This window comes from Erythrobacter sp. JB3-1, assembly GCF_057364995.1.
Genome location: NZ_CP200289.1, coordinates 1,800,740 through 1,818,075 on the forward strand (window position 1 = coordinate 1,800,740; position 17,336 = coordinate 1,818,075).

At 55.8% G+C, this 17,336-nt stretch carries 18 protein-coding genes and 1 pseudogene; 7 read left to right on the forward strand and 12 right to left on the reverse strand.

Features of this window, described 5'->3' with window-relative positions; all coding sequences use genetic code 11:
* Nucleotides 1-25: 25 nt before the first annotated feature.
* From AC0V6M_RS08585 to AC0V6M_RS08600, 4 genes are read right to left on the reverse strand one after another with little or no spacing between them, the layout of a single operon-like run.
* On the reverse strand, nt 26-1,216 hold the full coding sequence (locus AC0V6M_RS08585) for a CaiB/BaiF CoA transferase family protein (RefSeq protein ID WP_486138402.1): 1,191 nt from the start codon (nt 1,214-1,216) through the stop codon (nt 26-28).
* Nucleotides 1,213-2,160 (reverse strand): hydroxymethylglutaryl-CoA lyase, encoded by a 948-nt coding sequence (locus tag AC0V6M_RS08590; RefSeq protein ID WP_486138403.1) that lies wholly within the window; start codon nt 2,158-2,160, stop codon nt 1,213-1,215. Before AC0V6M_RS08590 ends, AC0V6M_RS08585 begins: the two co-directional genes overlap by 4 nt.
* 34 nt (nt 2,161-2,194) lie before the next feature.
* Nucleotides 2,195-2,773, reverse strand: coding sequence for a 3-isopropylmalate dehydratase small subunit (gene leuD, locus AC0V6M_RS08595; RefSeq protein WP_486138404.1), 579 nt, complete (start codon nt 2,771-2,773; stop codon nt 2,195-2,197).
* Complete coding sequence (locus tag AC0V6M_RS08600) at nt 2,697-4,163, reverse strand: 3-isopropylmalate dehydratase large subunit (RefSeq protein WP_486138405.1); 1,467 nt, start codon at nt 4,161-4,163, stop codon at nt 2,697-2,699. The genes leuD and AC0V6M_RS08600 overlap by 77 nt, the downstream gene beginning before the upstream one ends.
* Before the next feature lie 307 nt (nt 4,164-4,470).
* On the opposite strand from AC0V6M_RS08600, the pseudogene AC0V6M_RS08605 reads away from it, so the two are divergent.
* The 4 genes and pseudogenes from AC0V6M_RS08605 to AC0V6M_RS08620 form a co-directional block, all read left to right on the forward strand.
* Nucleotides 4,471-4,677: pseudogene (locus AC0V6M_RS08605) on the forward strand (isochorismatase family protein); the annotation flags it as partial.
* Between the two features lie 25 nt (nt 4,678-4,702).
* Nucleotides 4,703-4,999, forward strand: coding sequence for an isochorismatase family protein (locus tag AC0V6M_RS08610; RefSeq protein WP_486138406.1), 297 nt, complete (start codon nt 4,703-4,705; stop codon nt 4,997-4,999).
* Nucleotides 4,996-5,877, forward strand: coding sequence for a polysaccharide deacetylase family protein (locus AC0V6M_RS08615; RefSeq protein WP_486138407.1), 882 nt, complete (start codon nt 4,996-4,998; stop codon nt 5,875-5,877). The genes AC0V6M_RS08610 and AC0V6M_RS08615 overlap by 4 nt, the downstream gene beginning before the upstream one ends.
* Nucleotides 5,874-6,794 carry a polysaccharide deacetylase family protein gene (locus tag AC0V6M_RS08620; protein WP_486138408.1) on the forward strand — a complete coding sequence of 307 codons (921 nt, stop codon included), beginning with the start codon at nt 5,874-5,876 and terminating at the stop codon, nt 6,792-6,794. Before AC0V6M_RS08615 ends, AC0V6M_RS08620 begins: the two co-directional genes overlap by 4 nt.
* A 6-nt stretch (nt 6,795-6,800) precedes the next feature.
* Here AC0V6M_RS08620 and AC0V6M_RS08625 read toward each other — a convergent pair whose 3' ends face one another.
* Nucleotides 6,801-7,163 carry a hypothetical protein gene (locus AC0V6M_RS08625; RefSeq protein WP_486138409.1) on the reverse strand — a complete coding sequence of 121 codons (363 nt, stop codon included), beginning with the start codon at nt 7,161-7,163 and terminating at the stop codon, nt 6,801-6,803.
* Nucleotides 7,164-7,326: 163 nt separating this feature from the next.
* On the opposite strand from AC0V6M_RS08625, the gene AC0V6M_RS08630 reads away from it, so the two are divergent.
* From AC0V6M_RS08630 to AC0V6M_RS08640, 3 genes are read left to right on the forward strand one after another with little or no spacing between them, the layout of a single operon-like run.
* Nucleotides 7,327-7,632 carry an REDY-like protein HapK gene (locus tag AC0V6M_RS08630; protein ID WP_486138410.1) on the forward strand — a complete coding sequence of 102 codons (306 nt, stop codon included), beginning with the start codon at nt 7,327-7,329 and terminating at the stop codon, nt 7,630-7,632.
* Nucleotides 7,633-7,634: 2 nt separating this feature from the next.
* Nucleotides 7,635-8,468, forward strand: a complete 834-nt coding sequence (locus AC0V6M_RS08635; RefSeq protein WP_486138411.1) for an SDR family NAD(P)-dependent oxidoreductase — start codon at nt 7,635-7,637, stop codon at nt 8,466-8,468.
* A gap of 8 nt (nt 8,469-8,476) precedes the next feature.
* Nucleotides 8,477-9,394 carry an IclR family transcriptional regulator domain-containing protein gene (locus AC0V6M_RS08640; RefSeq protein WP_486138412.1) on the forward strand — a complete coding sequence of 306 codons (918 nt, stop codon included), beginning with the start codon at nt 8,477-8,479 and terminating at the stop codon, nt 9,392-9,394.
* A gap of 5 nt (nt 9,395-9,399) precedes the next feature.
* Here the strand turns inward: AC0V6M_RS08640 and AC0V6M_RS08645 are convergent, their stop codons facing one another.
* From AC0V6M_RS08645 to AC0V6M_RS08675, 7 genes are all read right to left on the reverse strand, one after another.
* Nucleotides 9,400-10,260 carry an isocitrate lyase/PEP mutase family protein gene (locus AC0V6M_RS08645; protein ID WP_486138413.1) on the reverse strand — a complete coding sequence of 287 codons (861 nt, stop codon included), beginning with the start codon at nt 10,258-10,260 and terminating at the stop codon, nt 9,400-9,402.
* A gap of 19 nt (nt 10,261-10,279) precedes the next feature.
* The gene (locus AC0V6M_RS08650) at nt 10,280-11,047 is read right to left on the reverse strand and encodes a maleate cis-trans isomerase family protein (RefSeq protein ID WP_486138414.1); all 768 of its coding nucleotides are present in this window, start codon (nt 11,045-11,047) and stop codon (nt 10,280-10,282) included.
* 1 nt (nt 11,048) lies between these two features.
* Complete coding sequence (locus AC0V6M_RS08655; protein ID WP_486138415.1) at nt 11,049-12,251, reverse strand: FAD-dependent oxidoreductase; 1,203 nt, start codon at nt 12,249-12,251, stop codon at nt 11,049-11,051.
* Nucleotides 12,252-12,351: 100 nt separating this feature from the next.
* Entirely contained in the window at nt 12,352-13,557 is a 1,206-nt protein-coding gene (locus AC0V6M_RS08660; RefSeq protein WP_486138416.1) for a serine hydrolase domain-containing protein, read from the reverse strand.
* Nucleotides 13,554-14,750, reverse strand: a complete 1,197-nt coding sequence (locus AC0V6M_RS08665) for a class I SAM-dependent methyltransferase (RefSeq protein ID WP_486138417.1) — start codon at nt 14,748-14,750, stop codon at nt 13,554-13,556. Before AC0V6M_RS08665 ends, AC0V6M_RS08660 begins: the two co-directional genes overlap by 4 nt.
* 2 nt (nt 14,751-14,752) lie before the next feature.
* Nucleotides 14,753-15,976 carry an MFS transporter gene (locus AC0V6M_RS08670; RefSeq protein ID WP_486138418.1) on the reverse strand — a complete coding sequence of 408 codons (1,224 nt, stop codon included), beginning with the start codon at nt 15,974-15,976 and terminating at the stop codon, nt 14,753-14,755.
* 62 nt (nt 15,977-16,038) lie between these two features.
* On the reverse strand, nt 16,039-17,316 hold the full coding sequence (locus AC0V6M_RS08675) for a hypothetical protein (protein WP_486138419.1): 1,278 nt from the start codon (nt 17,314-17,316) through the stop codon (nt 16,039-16,041).
* Nucleotides 17,317-17,336 lie beyond the last annotated feature (20 nt).

A 17,336-nucleotide genomic window follows, 5' to 3' on the forward strand; every position in this document is an offset into this window, starting at 1 on the left:
TTCCTCATGCTGGTTTGGCTAGCGGCTAATCGGTTTGTGTAACGCCGTTTGCCGCCAATTCATCAATCGCTTCGGGTGAATAGCCCAATTCGGCCAGAACTGTGCGGGCGTCTTGGCTTGGTTTTACCAGATCGGCATCCCGCGATAGCAGCCGACCGTTCATTTCGATGGGCAAAGTGGGCAGGGCGGTGGTCGTGCCGTTGCTGAGCGTCACGTTCTCCAACGCACCCGATGCCTTGAGATGTTCGTCTTCGAACAAGTCTTCCGGCCTGCTGATCGGGGCAAAGGGAATGCCGGTGCCTTCGATCTTACTGATGATTTGCGATTGGGTGAATTGCTGCATCAGCGTGCGGATCTGCGGCATGATTGTATCGCGCGCCGCCACGCGCGCATTGTTTTCGCGCAGCGCCTCATTGGCCCAAAGTTCTTTCAGATCAAACACGTCGCAGAATTTCGCCCAAAGGGGATCAGAGACCACACCGATAAAGATGGGCTCATCCTTGGTTTGAAACACATCATAGATCGCCCAGGCAGAAACCCGCACGGGCATGGGCTGCGCCGCCTCACCAGTGACGGCCAATTGGGCCATATGCTGACCCACCAGATAGGCGGTCGTCTCGAACAAAGATGACTGCACCTTTTGCCCCCGACCTGTCCGATGGCGTTCTTCCACGGCGGCGAGAATGCCGATCACGCCAAACATGCCGCCTGCCACATCGATAACGCTGGCCCCTGCTCGCAACGGCTTGCCCGGCGGGCCGGTCATATAGGCTAGCCCACCCATCATCTGCGCGACTTCATCTAGCGCGGTTCGGTTTTCATAGGGGCCGGGCAGGAACCCTTTTTGCGAGCAATAGATCAGTCGTTCATTGATCGCCGCTGCAGCCTCATAGCCAAGGCCAAGTCGGTCCATTGCGCCGGGGCGGTAATTCTCGACCAAAATATCCGACTGCCCAATCAATTCGCGCGCGATTTTTTGGCCATCACCGAGCTTGAGGTTGAGGCAAATGCTCGATTTGTGGCGGTTATACATCGGGAAATAGCCCGCGCCTGATCCGCGCAATTGGCGTGTCCGGTCTCCGCCGACAGGCTCCACTCGGGTCACCTTCGCGCCAAGCGATGCCAAGATCGCGCCCACTGTTGGCCCCATGACCATATGGGTGAACTCAACAACCTTAAGACCGGCGAGCGGGGAGGGTGTGTTCGTATCTGTCATGCTGTCACCGCCTTTGGCGTTGCGTGTTCGAACCCGAGAGGAACGCCCGCATCGGCGGTAAAGCCATAGAGCGGCTCGCCCGGCAGTGCCTCGGCCAAAATCTCGCGCACTTTGAGCAGCGCCTCCAGATCAATCCCGCAATCCAGCCCCATTGCGCTTAGCATGAAGACGAGGTCTTCTGTCACGATATTGCCCGATGCGCCGGGCGCGAATGGGCATCCGCCCAAACCGCATAAGGAGGCGTCGAACGTGGTGATGCCGACCTCTAGTCCTGCGACAACATTGGCAAGGCCAATCCCGCGGGTGTTGTGGAGGTGCAGCGAGTTCAGCCTGTCATCGCCAACCGCGCTTTTGACTTGGCGCACTAGGTCGCGAACCTGAGCGGGATTGGCGTATCCTGTCGTGTCTGACAGGCACAATTCCTGCGCCCCTGCGGCGATGGCCTGTTCGGCCAATCGGGTGATCTGACTGGCGGGAATCGCGCCTTCCATCGTGCATCCGAAAGCGGTCGATAAACCCACTTCGAAATAGGGGCGTCGCGCCTCGGGCTGTTGCCGAACCAACTCTGCGATGGCTTGGATTTCGTCGATCATTTGCGCATGGGTTCTGCGCACATTGTTCAGGCTATGCGTTTCCGACATCGAGAGGGGGATCGATATCTTGTCCGCCCCTGCGGCAATGGCGCGCTCGGCCCCTTTCAGATTGGGTACGAGCACTGCCACATCGAGGTTCGGTATGGTCTTGGCAAAGGCGACCACTTCGGCGGTATCGGCCATTTGCGGCAAAAGCGCAGGCGGCACAAAGCTGCCCACTTCGATCTCGCTTATGCCGGCGGCCGCTTCCGCCGCGATCCACGCTTTCTTCGCCTCAAGCGGCATGACCGTGTCGATGCTTTGCAACCCGTCGCGCGGACCGACTTCGCTGATTGTGATGGCGTTGGTCACTATGACGGCCTATTCCATATGCTTCCTGAGCGTTTCATTGCGGATAGATCCATGGCCGCTGGGCTTGATCTGCGGCTTGCCAGCCTTTGATGTCCTCAGCGTGTTTGAGGGTCAGCGCGATTGAATCCAATCCGCCGATCAGCATCGTCTTGACCTCTTCATCCATCGGGAAATGCCAAGACTGGCCATCGGCGGAGGTAACGGTCTGATTGGGTAGATCGACGCTGATCGCTTCGGTGTGACCCGCCAACGGCTCAATCACATTCATGGGCAAAGCCGCGCACAGCACCCCATTGCGCGAGCAATTGTTCTCAAAAATCGGCGCAAAACTGGGCGCGATGACAACGTGGATGCCATATTCAACCAGCGCCCAAACCGCGTGTTCGCGGCTGGAGCCGCAACCGAAGTTCTCGCCAGCCAAGATTATCTGAGCGCCGGCGAATTGCGGATCATTAAACACGAAAGCTGGGTCAGGCTGATAATCGCTTCCTGGCAGATAACGCGCCCCTGCAAAAAGCCCTTTGGCCAGCCCGGTTCTACCCGTAGAGCGCATTTCGCGCGAGGGAATGATCTGATCCGTGTCGATGTTCGCCGTCAGCAAAGGCGCGGCCATAGATGTGATTGTTGTGAGCGGTGTTCCCATCAGACGGATTCCCGATGGTCTGCGATTGCGCCCCTGATCGCGCTGGCGGCGACCAGTTCCGGGCTGGCAATATGGGTTTTGACCAAATGCCCCTGGCGATTGCGGAAGCTGCGGTTTGTGGAGCTGACCACGCGCGCGCCCTCGGCAAAGCTCTCCCCCCTGCGAAAAAGCACATCGAACACCCGCTCTCGCGCCATTCGAACCCGGCTTCCTGAAAGATGCGGTCGAGCCCTTCATCCTCGGCCGCGCGCTTTACCGCCGATGATCCAGGTACGCAAACCGCTGTCGTCCCGGCGGCTACCTTTTTCCCTCTTAGAACATCCGCCGCTCGTCGCAGGTCGCTAAGGCGCGAATTGGTGCAACTGCCGATAAAGGCTGCATCAATTGGCAGGCCGATCAATGCTTGCCCGGGTTCGAGCGCCATATAGCTAAGCATTTGCTCGTCGGCGTCGTTGGGCACCGCGCCATTGATTGCGACCGCCGCGTCGCCGCTGGTCCCCCAAGTGATCATTGGCGCAATGGAACTCGCATCAATCGCGATCTCCTCGTCAAAGGTGGCATCTAGATCGCTGCTGAGGCTTTGCCAATCGGCCAAGGCTGCGCCCCATGTCGCGCCCGTTGGCGCAAAGCGTCGGTTTTGAAGGTATTCGAAAGTCTTCTCATCAGGCGCAATGATCGCGCTCATCGCGCCAAATTCAGTCGCCATGTTGCACAAGGTCATGCGCGCTTCCATGTCGAGTTCGCGAACAGCCTGCCCGCAAAACTCGATCACCTTTCCGCGCCCGCCCGATGCTGAATATTGCGCAATCAGCGACAGGATCATGTCTTTGGCGCTGACACCCTGATCCAACCGGCCTTCAAACTTGACCCGCATCGTATCGGGCCGCTTTACCCTCAATGTGCCTGTAGCCATCGCGTGCTCAGCTTCAGAAGAGCCTACACCCCAAGCCAGCGCGCCGAACGCACCTTGAGTGCAAGTGTGGCTGTCGGGTGCGATTAGCGTGCAGCCGGGCAGGACAATCCCTAGCTCTGGTGAGATCACATGGGTGATGCCTTGATCTGCGTCATTCACATCGAACAAATGGATGCCAGCCTCGACTACTGCTTGACGGGTCTCTGTGATGAAGGCCTGCCCGCCGGGCATCAATGTCTGATCGCTGCGCCCTGGCCGGGTATCTACGATATGGTCCATCACGCAAAATACGCGGGCTGGGTCATCCGGTTTTCGGCCAGCCTGTTTGAGGGAATTGAGCGCAACCGCGCCTGTCCGCTCATGCAGGAACACACGGTCAATCGCGATCAGCGCATTGCGCGCGGCAAGCGGCTTGATCAGATGACGATACCATATCTTGTCGAACAACGTTGTTGCCATACGCTATAATCGCAAGAATCTGGGCGGTATGACACAGCATTCGTGCCCAAATACTCGCTGTGCGACTAATTCTCGCAATTGGCCTGCTCAGCGCTCCCGCCGGACCGCATAGATTTGCGCATACCACTGGAGGTTTGTGATGGCGCAAATTGGCACGAAAATGATCGAGGATGGCCGGACCGCTCGGCAGATATTCGAAGAGCTAGTGGCCAATCCTGCGCGCAAGAAATTCGGCTTTGGATCAAAGCTTGCGATCGTCAATGTCGATGTCCAGCAAGCTTATACTCGAACCGACATGTTCAAAACCGCCTATGAAACCGATCCACGTCAGATCGAGTATATCAATACGATATCCAGCCTCGCTCGTGCTGCCAAAATGCCGATTATCTGGAGCCGCGTTGCTTACAAAAGTGATGCGAGCGATGCGGGTGTTTGGGGGACGAGGACGGATACTGAGGACTCGCTTCAGAACATTCGATATGGCTCGCCCCGGCACGAGTTTGATCCGCGCTGTGACATTGGCAGCGATGATCTCTGCTATACCAAACGGATGCCGAGCGCATTTTTCGAAACGCAGCTCGGCCAGCTATCTGACTTGGCACAAGGTCGACACAGTTGTTGTTACAGGCGGGTCGACGTCAGGCTGCGTCAGGGCAACGGCGGTGGATGCGTTAAGCCACGGCTTTCGCACCATCGTGCCGATTGAGACATGCGCGGATAAGCATGAGAGCTATCACTTTGCCAATCTCACCGATTTGCAGATCAAATATGCCGATGTGGAGCCGGTTTCTGCTGTGATTGAATGGCTGGAGTCCCGCGGATGACCGCTCAAAAGAGCGATCCGGGACTGTATCAATATCAGCCCTATCGCGGGCGCGACAAACTCGTTTGGCCAGAAGGCAAGACCTGCGCGGTCTGGGTCGCGCCCAATCTGGAATTTTACGAGCTCGACCCGCCGGCCAATCCGCATCGCAAATCGTGGGCTAAACCGCATCCCGATGTGGTGGGGTACAGCCACCGCGATCATGCCAACCGCGTATCGCATTGGCGCATGGCGGAGATGATGAGCCGCCATGGCTTTCCCGGTTCAGTCAGCCTCTCGGTCGCATTGTGTGATCATATCCCAGAAGTCGTCGACGATGCTAGGGAACGCGGCTGGGAGTTCTTCAGCCACGGCATTTACAACACTCGCTATTCTTACGGCATGGACGAGGCGCAAGAACGCGCGATTATCGAAGATTCCATCGCTACGGTTGAGAAGGCGACGGGGCAACGCATTCGCGGTTGGCTCGCACCAGCTTTAACCCACACACCGCGCACGCTGGATCTCCTTGCGGAATACGGCCTTGATTACACCTGCGACCTTTATCACGACGATCAACCGACGAAGGTGAATGTGGCCAAGGGCAGCCTGACGGCGATCCCTTATTCGTTGGAGGTAAATGATCATTATGGCTTCTTCATCTACAACATGTCGCCGCGCGAATATGCCGATACGTTGATCCGGCAATATGATCGGCTGGCCAAGGAAGGCGCGGCCTCTGGCACGGTCATGTGCATCCCGCTGCACAGCTATCTGATTGGTCAGCCGCATCGGATCGGCGCGTTTGAGCGGGTGCTCGAACATATCGCCAGCGACGGCAGGGCATGGATTACCACGGCTGGCGCAATCGTCGATAGCTTTCGGGAGCAGACTGCATGAGCTTGGACCCGGCCTATCTCGAATACCCAAAGCGCCAGCGCGGGATGGATCATTCGCTCTATCCCTACAGCAACATGTTTTCGCGGCCCAACATCACCTGGGATGACGGAAAAGACTTGCTGGTCTGGCCGGTGATCAGCCTTGAATATTTTCCGATGGTGCCGGATGATGATCCGTTTCGTGCGCCCGGCCATATGCAAACGGCCTATCCCGATTATCGGCACTACACTGCGCGCGAATATGGCACGCGTATCGGCATTTACAGGCTGCTGGATGCGTTTGAGAAACGCGGCCATGCGGTATCGGTTGCGATGAATTCGGCCATAGCTGGGCGCTATCCGCAGCTTGTGTCTGACATTGTTTCAGGCGGGCACGAGATCATCGCCCATTCCGTCGATATGAACGGCACAATCGCCAGCGGTATGAGTGAGGCGGACGAGCGCGATCTTATCGCGAAGAGCTTTGACCAGATCGAAAGCGCGACGGGAAAGCGGCCGGAAGGCTGGCTATCCATTGCCCGCTCGCAAAGCTTCAACACGCCGCGTTTGCTCGCCGAGGCAGGCGCGCGTTTTATGTGCGATTGGGTCAATGACGAGCTGCCCTATCGATTTGAAACAGGCAGCGGCGCGATTGCCAATCTGCCGCTCAATCATGAGCTGTCGGACAGGCAAATCATCAATGTGCAGCAGCATTCGATGGACAGCTATGCTAAGCAAATCGACGATGCGAGCGAGTGGTTGCTCAAAGAAGCGAAGCAGTTTGGCGGGCGTATGCTGCCGCTGCATCTAACGCCTTACATCAGTGGTTTGCCGTTTCGAATTGATGCGTTTGAAACACTGATCGACGGGCTGAGTCAGAACCCCGACATCGCGTTCACAACCGGCGCCGGGATGCTGGATCAGTGGGAGAGAGGCTGACCGCCTTTAGCTGTCGCGAATTTCTTTGCTCACCTGTTCAAGGTCAGGCTCTTGCTTTTGCATAGCCTCCATTGATTGCTGCACACCGCGCATGACCCTTGCGATATATTCGCGTGTCTTGAGGCCGCGTTCGAAGGCAGCATCGCGATCAGGCGCATAGGTTTCGATGTCCTCGCGGTTGATTGAACCCTTTTCGTCCAGCAACCTCTCAACCGTGTCGAGCCGTTCGCGGACCACGGAGACCTCAGCCACCAATGCCATCAGGATCGACAACATCCGCTCATTCTCGGGCGCGTCAAAATATGTGGGCCGTTTGCCCTTCGCCTTTTTGCCGGCAAGTGAAATCCAATCCATTGGGTCTTCGCTCATGGCAGACATACTCCGTTTGATAGGGATGGGAACTATCCCAAGGGCAGCGAGCCAGATGGCTTGGAGGTCGAAAATATCCGCGCTGCGACCAAACTGGCTGAATTGTCCGTTTAAGGCGGCAGCTTTGCTTAGCTCTGCCCTCTCGAAAAATGGGAAAAGCGCTATGAAAATCATCGCTCTGTTCAATCTCAAATCCGACGCTGATGTCGCAGCTTATGAAGAGTGGGCGAAGTCAGTCGACATTCCAGGGGTCAACGCTCTTTCATCGGTCGACGGATTTGACGTTTTGCGATCATCCGGCGTTCTGGGCAGCGATGCCAAGCCGAGCTACGAGTACATTGAGATTATCGACGTCAACGACATGGACGCATTTGGCGCGCAAACCTCGACAGAGGCGTTTCAGAAAGTCGCATCAGCGTTTGGGGAATTCGCCGATAACCCTGAGTTCATCCTGACAGAGGCGCTTTAGCCGTGGCACGTTTTGCTGGGAAAACCGTGATTGTCACTGGCTCCGGCCGGCACAAAGGTTTGGGGCAGGGTATCCTTCAAAGATTTGCCGATGAAGGGGCCAATTGCGTGGTCTCCGATATTGGCGCACCGACAGAGCATATGGGCGCAGACCACATTGGCTCGACCACTGAAATGGAAGAGGTCGCTCAGGAACTGACCGAGCGCGGCGGGCAGACGATGACCATTGCCTGCGATGTTCGCGATGATGATAGCTGTCAGGCTATGGTTGATGCGGCGGTCCAGCACTTTGGCGGTGTTGATGTGATGATCAACAATGCCGGCATTGGCTACATCATGAAATCCTTACTCGGCACCAGCGCAGATGAATGGCGCGCGGTGATCGACGTTAATCTATCGGGCGCGTTTCACTGCACAAAGGCAGCAGCTCAGCATATGACCAGCCAAGGCAAGGCAGGCCGGATCATTAATATTGCCAGCCAAGCGGCAAAAAGCGGCTTTCCGCATATGGTGCCCTATTGCAGCTCAAAACACGGCATGATCGGCCTCACGCGCTCGGCTGCGGTTGAGCTGGCTCCGAAAAAGATCACCGTCAACGCCGTGTGCCCGAACCATGTGACAACTGGCCTGGGCGAGAAACAGAACGCCTATTTCGCGGAGTACAAAGGCTTCGCCAATGTCGATGATTATCTCGCCGACATGCGCGCGCGTAATCCGTCGGGACGCACTGGGCTACCCAGCGACATTGCGGCGGCCTGTGCATGGCTGGCCAGTGATGATGCGGCCTATGTCACTGGTGAGGCCATGAATGTCTCTGGCGGTGAAGAGATGCACTAGGTGGGTTTATGGACTTTATAGCGCGAGCCGCAGCGGGTGATGAGGCTGCATTGCAAAGCACAGAGGGTGAGGGTAGCTTTGATCCAATCGAGTGCACCGATGGAGTAGAAGTGGCCGAAGCAAAACTAGATCGCGGAGTGCCCATCAGAGCAATCAGCCGCGGCTTAGCGGTCATTCAGGCGGTCAACCGGATTGGGCCCATTTCCATGATGGGAATATCCCGAGCTGCAGAAATCCCTTATCCGACCGCCTGCCGGATCGTGCAAACGCTGATCCACGAGGGCATGATTGAGCGCGAGCCATCGCGCAAGCGATACCGAGCGACGGCTCTCGTCCAAACTCTCTCGACTGGTTACCAGGCCGAAGACGCCTTGGTCAGCGTTGCCCGCGATCATCTGGTTAATCTAACCGAGCATGTGAATTGGCCTATCTCGCTCGCGACGCGTGTGGGCACCAGCATGATGGTGCGCGATTCCACTCATGGCCAAACCAGCCTCACTTTCACCAATTACTACCCGGGTTACACCTTGCCCATTTCGGAATGCGCATCGGGTAAGGCGTATATCGCGCATTGCGACGAAGCGGAGCTGGATGCGATCGTTGAAGGTTGGCGCATGACTGAAAACGACACATCCCGCGTCGGGCTTGTCATGGTTGGCGATAATGCGGTTCTCAAAGATATACGGGCAAAGGGATTTGCAGTTCACAATCGCAACACCTACACTGCCGATGCAGGTAAAACGTCGTCCATTGCAGTGCCGATTTTTTGGGACGGCAATGGCGATATCGTGGGCACGCTAACGCTAATCTACTTTGCGTCTGCCATGACGAATGTTGAAGTTGCTGAACGCTATCTAGCCGATTTGGAAGAAACCGCGATCAACATCGGTCAGGAACTTGCAGAGGTCGAGGGCGGCAAAGTTTAGCTGGCTCACGCTTGGCCAAAGCGTTCTTGCAGTTCCTCTATCCTATCCTTGCCCATCAAAGTGTTCATGTCGCTGAAAGCGAACCAGCCTTCACCGCTGGGGTTTGCGTCATCTTGGCTGAGGTCTGCAAAGAATTTGTCTGCCGCCGCAGATGCGCTGAGCGGTGCGCCGGCGGGATAGATGACAACGGACACGCCCAGCGCTTCGTATTCTGAGGGCCTCAGGATCGGTGTCTTTCCGCCATGCGCGGCATTGATCATTAGCGGTAGGTCGAGAGTTTGCGCTGCGCGGGCGATTTCTTCCGCGTTTCGTGGTGCTTCAAGAAACAACCAATCCGCACCTGCATCACCATAAGCTTTCAGCCTGTCCAATGCTGCATCCAAGCCCTCTGCGCCAATGGCATCCGTGCGCGCAATGATGACCATGTCGCCGCCTTCGCGGGCTTCCACAGCGAGCTTGATCCGCGCGCACATCTCCGCGGCAGGAACGACGGGCACACCGCCAAAATGGCCGCATTTCTTTGGGAAAGGCTGATCTTCTAGCTGGATCGCGGCAATCCCTGCGCGCCGATACCCTCTCACGCAATGATCGAGGCTGGCCAAGCTGCCAAATCCGGTGTCAGCGTCCGCGATGATTGGCGCTGTGCTTTTCTCGGCCAAGCGGGCAAACGGGGTAATGAAATCGCGATATCCGGCAATGCTAAGATCCGGCTCGCCCAATGTCGCTGCTGCGTTCCAATAGCCTGAGGCATAATGCGCGCTGAAGCCGTGCCGGTTGGCCAGCAATAGCGACATCATGTCATAGACCCCCGGCGCGGCCACAATTTTACCGGATAGTGCGCGCTCGCGAAGGATGGTCCCGCTCATTGTTTGGCCTTTGTCAGCATCAGAATTCTTCCAAGAGCCGCCCGAAGCCGGCGATCTTATCCTCAAAGCCGTTCTGCCTTAGCGCATTCCAATAGGTGGCAGTGTTGATCGCGATCACAGGCTTGCCCAGATACAGTTCAGCCGCAGCCGCCAGCCGGGTCATGGACAGGTTCGTGCCGACCTGAACCAGCGCATCAATATCATCGCCATCCAACGCCTTGAGCTGATCGCGAAGGATTGCCGTGCTGACTTGCGCAATGCTTGTCCAGCTAGGGCAGCGCAGGCAGATGTCGCGGACCACTTCTATGCCGTGATCAGCCATGAAATGGGCCACTTGTGCATTGGCCGATGGGTAATAGGGCGACAGCACTGCAATGCGTTTGATCCCGCCATAGGCGCTAAACGCCTCAATCAGTGATTGGGAGCCGGTGCACAGTTTGAGGTCAGCCTCGCTCTCGATATTCTCGCGCCATTTCTGTGCGCCATCTGCACCGCCGTAAAAGGTAACGGCAGACATGCCCATGACCAGAAAATCGGGATTGCACGTGAGCACTCCGCGAACTGCGTCCAGAGTGTTGCGCGAGATTTCCAATGTCCCGGCCATAAAGCTCTCATCAGAGATCGCCTGCGCATCATCGACGACAATTCGGCTGTAATGGTTGGTGACGCCAACCGGACGCATGTCGTCAAAATCAGGCTGGACGATCGTGTTTGTTGACGGGCCTAGCACACCGAACAAGGCCCTATGCCCTTGCGCATCAGTGTTTGGCCGTGGTCTCAGCGGCATCTCACGCAATCGCTTTTTGTTTTTCGAGGCTTTCGATCATCGACTGCCGCAACAGGTAGGAGCGCCGCAGGTCTGTATCAGACCGATTGCGCTCCATCTCGGATTTGCGCCGCTGGTGTTCTGTATCATCGCCTTGCGCCAGATATTCCATGTTGCGGATCGTTTGCGCCTGGATGAAATCATGGGTGGTTTTGTAGCGCTGGCGCTCAAACTTGCCGAGCAAAGCGTCCGCATCCGCCCCCTTGTAAATGCGTTCCATCTTCTCGCACAGATTGATTGCATCATGGATGCCGCTGTTCATGCCAAATCCGCCTATCGGATTGTTCAAATGGGCCGCATCACCAATAATAATCACACGGTCATGGACAAACTTTTTGGCAACACGTTGATGCACGCGGTAGATTGTCCGATGCTTGGTTTCGACGCTGGCGCCGTTGCCAATAAGGCGATCAAATACATCGGTTTTGTAGGTGTCTGACGTGAGGAAATCGTCGCCTTGATTTTCCGTTGTGGGGACAAGAACACGCCACAATTTCGGCACCCGCAACAGCACCATCCACTCTTCTGGATCAGAGACATAATTGACATAGCTGAGGTTAGGAATCGTCTCCTCAATCGGCTCTTCTGTGCTGAAGCAGAGGAACTTTTCCGGGTAGGTGAAGCCGATGAATTCCGTCTCCAACCACTTGCGGATAATGCTGTTCGAGCCGTCGGCACCAATTAGATAATCGGCATCAATCCGAACGATTGATTCTGGCGTCTCGGCATAAACTTCAACGCCCCGGCTATGCTGGTGAAATCCAACAACGCGGTGATTGAAGAGAACCTGCGCCCGCTCCTTGTGTTCCAGCGCTGAGGATAACATCGAGGAGAGATGATATTGTTCGCATTGGATGCGAAACGGGAATTTTGTGACATCAGAAATTTCGCCTAAATCGAAATCAATCACATCTCCGGTCTTGCGTTCGCGGAAGTGAAACACAGGAGCCTTTAAGCCCTGTTCGATCAGCTTGTCTGTGATGCCCAGCTCGTCGAGCATCTCCAATGTTGGCGGGTGAAAGGTCGATGCGCGCAGATCCTGCGCGTTGCTGTTGCCCGCTTCTAGGAGAACAACATCAATGCCTTTTTCAGCCAGGTAATAGGCGGTCACCGCGCCTACCGGGCCAGCTCCCGCAATCACAACTTTGGTCTTCAATTGCTTCATTCCAAGCTGCCCTAAAACTCAACCTATTGAGCAATCTATGGGCATTTCACTCAGAAATGTCTGGCGCCTCGCGCTATTATTCGCAGTGCGGCTACCCAAGCTACAGAGCTGACAGCAAGGCGTTGACGATTATTGCGTCGTCATAGCCGAAGTTGACCATCCCCGTTCTGACCACAGTCAATGAAGCGGATGGCACAACATATACTCTTTGCCCTCCAAACCCGTCGAAGAAGATCACATCATCGGCCAGATATGGCTCTGACTGCGCAACAGCGGCTGCAGGAGATGGATTGTATTGGCGCATCGCCTTCCACTCTTTGCCCAGCCATATATGCGCGGCATAATTCGGATTGGTGGGCGAGGGGGTCAGTATTTCGGCCATGCTCTTGGCCGAAATGATCTGTTCGCCGCCTGCCGTGCCTTGCTGGCGAAGCATCTCACCAACGCGTGCCCAGTCGCGGCCTGTGGCAAACATGCCGGAGAAGTAATGTGGTGAGCCGCCTGTGCGGTCGAGCCACATTTTCGCTGGACCATTGCCCAAGGCACACCAAATCCGGCTTTGGAAGTAGTCAATATAGCTGCTCTTGCCTGCTTTTTTCAGCGCCTTGTCGAGCGCGTAGCCAGCGATCTGGCTGTTCAAATTGAGATACCAGAATTGCTGTCCGGGCGGGTTTTCGGCCTCTGTGGCCAAGGCGACAGAATTGATATCATCACTCCACAAAAGAGCGACGCTCGCCGGGCCGCCAAAAGGGGCGGGTTTGTATCCGCTGGCCATTTGCAACAGGTTGCGGAAGGTTGTGGTTCCCCGATCGTCCTCGGCCCACTCAGGAATGTATGACCCTACAGGCTCATCAAGCGAGGTGATAACCTTATCATCCAACGCCGCTGCAAACGTCAGGGCCAACAAGGATTTCTGCATCGAATAGCTATCGGTAAGGCCATCCGCAGTCAGCCCGTTATCATAGCTTTCGTGGACGATCCTGCCGTCGATCAATACCAGCAGGCTGGTGCCATTGGCGGTGTCGGAATAGCTTTTCGCTTTGCCCATGGCGGTGTCGAGGGCGCTTCCCGGTGCTGGAATATCGCGAGGCAATGAGGTCGCTGAACAGCCTGCAATGTCTGTAGTGAATTCAAACCGGTCAACATCGATAACGGTCGTGCCCGCCATGCTTTGGGCATAAGCGGCAACGTCGCGTTTAGCTGGAGCCTGTGTGACGGCTGCTGGCGCGACCGGCTCCAGGCCTTCGCCGGTTGAGCAGGCGCTCATAAACAGCGCCGCCGTCAAAACTGCCAGACGTTTCCTCATTTCCAAGCTCCGAAAGCATGCCAAGCCGGTGCGCGGCCATGATCTTCGGTTTCACCGTCAGTGGCTGTTGTCGGGAATACGCTTTGGTCGACCTCAGCCTTCACATGGGTTTCAAACAAAGCATCTCGCTCAAAGCCCGCTTCTACCATTACATCATTCAGGTCGATAGCGTGCATGGATGACCAGAACGGCTCGTTATTGTTGAACGCGTCCCAATCGCGGATGAACTGTTCGTAGAGCGGCATGGTATCAGTGTAGGCGGGCTGTTCCAGATGGAACATCACTCCGCCTTTAGCCAAGGTCCGGTATCCCTCTTTGATGATCGCGGGCAGGGCAGTGCCGCTAGTTTCGTGCAAGAACATGGTCGTTTGCACCCAGTCGAAATATCCGTCGTCAAACCGCGAGAGATCCTCCGCATTGTGTTGGAGGAATGTGATATTTTCAGCGCCTAGGGCCTTGGCGCGGGCATGGCCGTAACGCAGCACGGGCGCGGCCGTATCAATTGCAATGATTTCCGTATCGGGGAATGCCAGTGCCAGCGGGACAATATTGTGCCCGATGGTGCAGCCGATATCGAGGATGCGGCGCGGGGTCCAACCGGGCTTTTCCTGCTTGATCCATTTGACCAAAGCCTGACCGCCGCCATCAGAAAGCGCTCCGATTGAGCCCGCCGTGGTTGCGAAAATTCCGCAATCGTAATTGGCACCGGCTGAAATATCGCCGGGGCATTCCTCGCCGTGATAACTGCCCGGCATACAGTGAATATCGACTGCCGCTTGGTAGCGCGGTATCTCTACGCTTTCATCCAGCACCAACCGGTTGCTGCCTGCATTCAGGGCCTCGGTCTTTTGGATCAGGCTATCGAGCTGGCGCAAGACCATCATGCGCCCTTGGTGCTGGCGATATTCCATCGAATTGCGTTTGAGCGCGGACCAGAATTGGTGCCAGGGATTGCGGTTCATGGCCTTGCGAATTTCAAACCGGTCTTTCGGCTCGCGGCCATGCTCCTTTATGAAAGCAGGCAGGACTTGCGTATCATAGGCGCGTTTGTTCCCCGGCCCCAATTCGCTCGCCATATAGCGATTGAAATTGGCCAAAAAATTGAAACGCGCAGCATCATCATGGCCGGGTTTTGGGAACACATCATGCTGAGCAACAGCATTGTAGGGTGGGGCGATATCTTCACGCTTCATGGTCAGGTTCCCGTTGGTTCTAAGCCTGCGGGGGGCTGATCTATCTCGGCATTTTTACTAGCTGGAGTGCTATCCCAGACTGGATATCGCCCTAGAGTCAGCAAGATCAGACCGCCAAAGGCGAACAGGCCCATCGCCCAGGTCAATACAAGATCATAATTGCCGGTGGAATCTCTGACGGTTCCGTACATCGTTGCGGACAAGGAGGAAAAGACGCCGAATGGCAGAAACAGAAATCCGTAGATCTTGCCATAATTCCTCACACCGAAATAGCGGCTGGCCATATAGGCGATCATGTCGCTTTCCGCCCCTGCGGCAAACCCCATCAGATAGCCCGCGACAAATACGAGCCACGTTGGCGTGTCCGAACCGATCAGGAAATAACAGGCGATAACCGGCATGGCCAAAACCGGTGCAGCGACACCGGGCGCCCAGAATTTGTCAAACAGCACGCCAACGATCACGCGGCCTGACAAAATGCCGATTGCCACCACACCCATAATGGTTGCGGCGGAACCTGAGGTGAAGCCATGCGGCATGACCATCTGGACCATGTGAATATGCGCCCCGCCATAAGCGAGCGCGATGCAGGCGATCGAGACGAACATCACCCAAAACTTGTAACCGGTAACCGCCTCGCGCAGTGTCATGCCCGGCAAGTTGCCCTGCATTGCCGTATTTCCAACCGGGCGTTCATCGGGATCCGGGTCGCGAAACAGTAGCAACGCGATGGGGAAGCCCACGAACAGCGGAAGGGCCGCGAGGACTAGAAATACTGTCCGCCAATCAGACAATTGGAGCACAGCATTGGCGATTTGCGGCACGATGAAACCGGCTATGCTGGTCCCAACCAAAAGGATCCCAAGTGCGAGCCCTCGATGCTCGTAGAACCACAGGTTGATGGTCCGGCTCCAAGTGACGGGAGACGAGCCAATCCCGACCATACCTATGATCGCCCAGAACAGATAGAATGCCGACAATTTCCCCGGCACAAAGGCCATCGAGCCAAACGCAAAGCCGAACAAAAGCAGTGATGTTAGTGCAACGCGCTTGGTCCCAAAATTATCAGCGAGCGCGCCTACGGCGGGGGCGAAAATGCAGCCCATTATACCGTAAATCGTTATCCCAATGCTGATTTCTTGGAACGACCAACCCATTGCATAATTGATCGGCCCAATAACAATCGGCAGTGTGTTGAAAGGCAACGGGGACGTGCCAGTGGACACGCCAATCATCCCTGAAAATAGGCTTTTCCAACCTTTAACGAACTCGTTTGGTTTAGCTGGGTTCACGGAGCGGGGACTTCCTCAACAGCGTCGCCCATGGTTTCTTTCTTAAGAATATTAATGAGGGCAGCTTTTCTTTCTGGATCAGTCATATTGCCACGGGACACGACCATCGTGGTGCCCGGCGCAAATGCATCTGGATCAGTGATCAGCTCATCCATGAGCTCGTCGGTCCAGACTGTTCCTTCCTTGCCGTGGGCGGCCATCGCCTTGGTATAATTGAAGTTTGGAACGGTGCCGATCTCTCGACCAAAAATGCCGTAGAGGTTGGGGCCGGCCAAGTGTTTCTCGCCCTGCTTAACGGTATGACAGAATGTGCACCACTTGTAGTTTTCTTCGCGGACTTCGCGCTCGAGTGCCGTTTCTGGTGTGACTTGGACGGTCACCAGTGGTCCGCTGTGAGATGTTACCCCCTCGGGCGCCTCCACCATTTCTCCACTCTCGATAGGGCTAACGCGGAACATTCCATATGGGCCGTAAACACCAAGCAGGCTGAGCGCGAATGCGACAGTCAGTGAAATAGCGCCGACGCCGGGCGATGCCGTAGTTCTTGCTTCGCCAGTTCCAGGATACCGTTTGAACAGTTTCGCAAGGCCCCAAATGCCGGCGCAAATTGCCAAAAAGATAGCAAGGGCAATCGGACCCTTCTCGTATCCATCAAAAGTCGCCGATACAAAGGCCGTGAACGCACCGTTTAACAATGTGAAAAAGCCAAAACCGATTGGGAAAGACTTCAAAAGCCCCTGACCATAGGCGAATAGAAAAACAATGGAGGTGATCAAAGTGACAAGCGAAAGGACTAGAACAGCGAAGCCGATTGCCGCATGAAAATAGCCATTAAATAGCCAGAGAGCACGATCTTCCCCCATCAAAGTAGGAATATCGACAAATCCGAAGAGATAGAGATCATAGCCGCTGCCCCAGCCGCTCAAAAGCCCGAAAATCCAAGGGATGGACAATAGGGCAGCGCTCACAAACGCTAATGCGAAAGCCCATTTGTTGGCTGCCGCGGGCAAGTGGACGTTTGTGGGTAAATCGCGGCTTTTCCAAAGCCGGATCAGCACCCAGATACTGAAGATCGTGACCAATAATCCAATCGAATAATGCCAGCCGCGATACACCTCTCGCATGGCATTGGCTTTGTCTTCGCGGGGCATCAACATATTGGTGATGCTGAGCGCAAAATAGGACAATGCCCAAGCGTATCCAACCCAGTGATTTGTGATCGTCGTTTGGCCTGTTTCGCCACCGTTCTTTGCGGATTTGACTTCATTCGACATAAATTCGATCCCGGCATTTA